Consider the following 4,413-nt stretch of genomic DNA (forward strand, 5'->3'; position numbering starts at 1 on the left):
TTATGCTTGTCGGGGCTAAACGGGCCGTTTCAGCATTTCTTAGTTGACTTATCGTAAGAAAAAGTGTGAAGTTCACTAGGCGTTTAGAGCTCGGATCTCGACTTAGAATCACTCTACTTCAAAGGAATAACAACCAATTTTTTAAAAATAAAATCATTATTGGCATGATTTACACATATGTTTCTTAGACACTGGTATAGAAGTCCAGTTATCTGAATTGTTGAACTACCCACCATTTACGAAAGAAAATCACTTTCGTAAATGGTGGGGGATTCCTACATAAAGAAACGTATCGGTTTCTAATGGGATAGGCTATCCCCGTAGTCCCTACGGTTAGAAGTCTTATCGCTTCATTTTTAAGATTTTGTCCTGCATTAATATCCCTGTCGTGATGTGTGCCACAAGAAGGGCAGTCCCACTTACGAAGGTCAAAAAAACTTTAGGCTAATGCCTAACCGACATTCATCTCCCACTTATTGTTGGGCTATGCCCTTCACACGATTAAGGAAGGAGTCTTCTGTCGGAAAATGATAAAATATATAGTATATAAACATATATTGGGAGGTTCATCATGAATTCAAGCATCCTATTAAAAAATGCTGATATATACCTAGAAAACGAAGTCTTAACAAACGGTTATATTCTGCTTACTGAAGGTAAAATCTTCGAAGTAGGTAAAGTAAAAAACCTGCCACAACATTTCTTAGAAAATGCAGAGATTCTAACACTGGAAGTAGGAACAAAAATCATTCCTGGATTTATTGATGTTCATATTCATGGTGCAGGTGGAGCTGATACAATGGATGGCACTCCAGAAGCGCTACAGACAATGGCTATGCGCTTACCAGAAGAAGGTACAACAAGCTTTCTTGCTACAACTATGACTCAAGCTGAAGATAAAATTGTTGCAGCATTACAAAATGCTGCAGTTTATCAAAAGGTCGCTCATGATCGAGCTGAAGCAGAAGTAATCGGTATTCATTTAGAAGGACCATTCATTAATCCAGATAAGAAAGGCGCTCAACCTGAAGAGCATATTTTAGAGCCTAATATAGAAGTATTCAATAAATGGCAACATGAAGCAGATGGTACAATCAAATTAGTAACAATTGCTCCTGAAATGCCAAATGGCATGGAATTCATTCAATATCTTGCAGACCATAATGTAACGGCTTCAATTGGACATACAGACTCAACCTATGCTGAAGTGAAAGATGCTGTTGCAGCTGGAGCAACTCAGGTAACGCACCTATATAACGGCATGCGTGGACTTCATCATCGCGAACCGGGAACAGCTGGTGCAGCACTATTATTTAAAGAATTAAAAGTAGAACTGATTTCAGATGGCATTCACATCTGTCCAGAAATGATACAACTGGCAATCAATGCTAAAGGGACAGACGGAGCATTGCTTATCACAGATTCCATGCGGGCTAAATGCTTAAAGAACGGTCGTTATGAATTAGGTGGCCAGCCAGTCATTGTAGCTGATGGTCAAGCAACTCTTGAAGATGGCACACTTGCGGGAAGTATTCTTAAAATGATTGATTCCGTAAAAAACATGCTCCACTTCACGACACTTGAATTGCAGGATGTTATTAAACTAGCTTCCGTTAATCCAGCGAAACAAGCTCATGTATATAATCGTAAAGGTAGTATTACAATAGGAAAAGATGCTGATATAGTTGTACTAAATGATAAACTGGACATAGTTATGACTATTTGTCGGGGAAAAATCGCTTTTAAAAAGACTAAATGATTTTAAAAATACTCGTCTAAGAAGGTGCATAGAATGCTATTCGAAATCATACGTACAGAAAACTATGAAGATATGAGCCGCCTTGCAGCACAAAAAATAATTAATAATGTAAGAGAAAATCCTAAGATCGTATTAGGATTAGCTACTGGAAGTACACCAGAGGGTTTATATAAGAACTTGATACAAGACTACAAAATAGCTGGAACTTCATACAAAGAAGTACGAACAGTGAATTTAGATGAATATATAGGTCTAGACAGAGATGATAAAAACAGTTATTTTACATTCATGAGAGAAAAATTGTTTAACTATATTGATGTAAACTTAAATCAGACTAATATTCCTAATGGAATCGCACCAAACATGGAAGAAGAGGCTATAAGGTACGAAAACTATATCCATGATATTGGTGGAATAGATATGCAAATTTTAGGTATTGGTCACAATGGACATATTGGATTCAATGAGCCAGGCACATCTTTTAAAAGTCGAACACATGTGGTTACATTAGCTGAAAGCACTCGCAAAGCTAATGCACGTTATTTTGATACCATTGATGAAGTACCAACTCATGCAGTAACAATGGGAATCCAAAGCATAATGGATAGCAAAGAAATTATTCTCCTAGCATCAGGTGCTTCGAAAGCAGAAGCCATTAAACGCCTTGTATATGGAGAAATTTCTGAGGAGTTCCCTGCGTCTGCTTTACGTTTACACAAAAAAGTAACAATTATCGCAGACCAAGATGCTTTACAATTGATTTAAAGGATCTTTTCAAGGAGTAATAAAAATCATGATGATTGATAAAAAATCACCCGTACCCATTTATCACCAGCTAGAAGAGCTAGTGAAGAGCCAGATTGATTCTGGTTATTTACAACCGGATCAAGCTATTCCATCTGAACGGGAATTCGCTGAACAATATCAAATAAGTCGAATGACGGTTCGACAAGCATTAACAAACCTTGTAAACGAAGGCTTCCTGTACCGAAAGAAAGGAACTGGGACATTCGTCAACAAACGAAAAGTCGAACAAGTGCTACAAGGGTTGACGAGCTTCTCTGAGCATATGATAGAGCGTGGATTAACTCCGAGTAGCCAAATACTATCATACGATACAGTTCCTGCAAGTCGTGCAGTGGCTAAAAGGCTTGAGATTGAACCAGGTCAAGAAGTTTTACAAATCGAACGTATTCGCCTTGCCGATAATTTACCAATGGCTCTAGAAACCGCTTATATGCCTATACATTTAACGAAAGGTTTAACAAAGGAGCAAGCGATGGATTCCATCTATCAATTTATTGAGGACGATTTATCACTCAAGATTAAGGATGCCCACCAGGAACTAGAAGCAATTGCGGCAAGCTCTTACGAAGCAAAGTATTTACTGATTGAGAAAGATAGCCCTGTCTTACGCATTATTCAAACATCCTATTTAGAAGATGATACACCTTTTGAATACGTAAAATCTTCATTTAGAGCCGATCGCTATCGCTTTTACAATCAGTTAAAACGATAATAAGTTAAACAGAAGTACGCAAAATGTACTTAATACATGTACAAATCAAATATCTCCCTTCTAAAAAAGAGGTTGTTTACACAGCCTCTTTTTTCTTGTATGGGCGCTACTTTTCGTACGAGCCTTCATATCATAATAAGACGAGTTAGAAAATCTTCACCTGTACTTTTTAGAAAGGCAGATGTAAGGTTGGACAGCGAGCAAAATAAGACAACCTATCAATTAAAAGGAGGGGAAAAATGAAAATCGTTTTGGATGCTGGGCATGGTTATAGTACAGCCGGCAAAAGAAGTCCCGATGGATTAAAAGAATATGAAGTTAACCGATCAATTGCTTCTTATGCTCGCAATTTTCTTCTAGCGTATGAAAATATTAAGATCATTTTCACCCATAGTGATCTACAAGATGTAGCATTAAAAACACGAATTCAAAAAGCCAACACTCTACAAGCAGATTGCTTTATATCTATTCATTCAAACGCAGCAGGTAATGGTTTAGAATGGCATAGCGCTTCAGGAATAGAGACGTATATATTTAACTCAGCCAGCCAGAAATCACGAACACTAGCAGAAAAAGCACAAAAAAACTTAGTTATTGCAACTGGTTTAAACAATCGCGGTGTTAAAACCGCTGACTTTTATGTGCTTCGTGAAACAAATATGACAGCTATTCTTGTCGAATGTGGTTTTATGACTAACAGTACGGAAGTAAAATTACTTAAGTCGGAAACCTATCGTAAAGCATGTGGTGAAGCGATTGCCAAAGCAATAGCTGAGGAATACAATTTAAAGAAATCATCAGCACCTGTTAGTAATATTCCAGCAACAGGCTCGTACAAAGTCCAAATAGGAGCTTTCAAAAGCAAGAAGCTAGCAGATTCATTAGCGAAAAATTTAAAAAAGCAAGGATACGAACCATATATCATTTATGAAAAGCATTAGTAGAAAATAGGAAGCGCCCGTTTAGCTCCGTATGGACTGGAGCCATTCGACTGAGATAAAGGATACACGAAGAGCTGACAAGCGATTCGATTGTCCAGCTTCATCGGCCAGCCCCTCATGTCATAAGCCAAATCACTTCGGAAATCAGGATTTCCTGTGTGATTCGTCTTATGCCATCGGGGCTAAACGGGCCG

General features: G+C 37.9%; 4 protein-coding genes and 1 pseudogene. 4 read left to right on the forward strand and 1 reads right to left on the reverse strand.

The window, feature by feature from the left end:
- Positions 1-310: 310 nt before the first annotated feature.
- Positions 311-430 (reverse strand): annotated as a pseudogene (locus tag V7014_RS08260) (zinc ribbon domain-containing protein); the annotation flags it as partial.
- A 141-nt stretch (positions 431-571) separates the two neighbouring features.
- Between V7014_RS08260 and nagA the strand changes: the two are divergent.
- The 4 genes from nagA to V7014_RS08280 all read left to right on the forward strand — a co-directional run bounded on the left by nagA (position 572) and on the right by V7014_RS08280 (position 4,219).
- The gene (nagA, locus tag V7014_RS08265; protein WP_335506046.1) at positions 572-1,759 is read left to right on the forward strand and encodes an N-acetylglucosamine-6-phosphate deacetylase; all 1,188 of its coding nucleotides are present in this window, start codon (positions 572-574) and stop codon (positions 1,757-1,759) included.
- A 33-nt stretch (positions 1,760-1,792) separates the two neighbouring features.
- Entirely contained in the window at positions 1,793-2,524 is a 732-nt protein-coding gene (gene nagB / locus V7014_RS08270; RefSeq protein WP_335506049.1) for a glucosamine-6-phosphate deaminase, read from the forward strand.
- 31 nt (positions 2,525-2,555) lie between these two features.
- Positions 2,556-3,278 (forward strand): GntR family transcriptional regulator, encoded by a 723-nt coding sequence (locus tag V7014_RS08275; RefSeq protein ID WP_335506055.1) that lies wholly within the window; start codon positions 2,556-2,558, stop codon positions 3,276-3,278.
- Positions 3,279-3,517: 239 nt separating this feature from the next.
- Positions 3,518-4,219, forward strand: coding sequence for an N-acetylmuramoyl-L-alanine amidase (locus tag V7014_RS08280; protein ID WP_335506051.1), 702 nt, complete (start codon positions 3,518-3,520; stop codon positions 4,217-4,219).
- Positions 4,220-4,413 lie beyond the last annotated feature (194 nt).

This window comes from Bacillus sp. JJ722, assembly GCF_036963345.1.
Classification (GTDB): domain Bacteria; phylum Bacillota; class Bacilli; order Bacillales; family DSM-1321; genus Bacillus_AD.

What these genes read in the sequence shown, in the direction of transcription:
- nagA (WP_335506046.1), top strand. Translation starts at nt 572, where the DNA reads ATGAATTCAAGCATCCTATTAAAAAATGCTGATATATACCTAGAAAAC.
- nagB (WP_335506049.1), top strand. Translation starts at nt 1,793, where the DNA reads ATGCTATTCGAAATCATACGTACAGAAAACTATGAAGATATGAGCCGC.
- V7014_RS08275 (WP_335506055.1), top strand. Translation starts at nt 2,556, where the DNA reads ATGATTGATAAAAAATCACCCGTACCCATTTATCACCAGCTAGAAGAG.
- V7014_RS08280 (WP_335506051.1), top strand. Translation starts at nt 3,518, where the DNA reads ATGAAAATCGTTTTGGATGCTGGGCATGGTTATAGTACAGCCGGCAAA.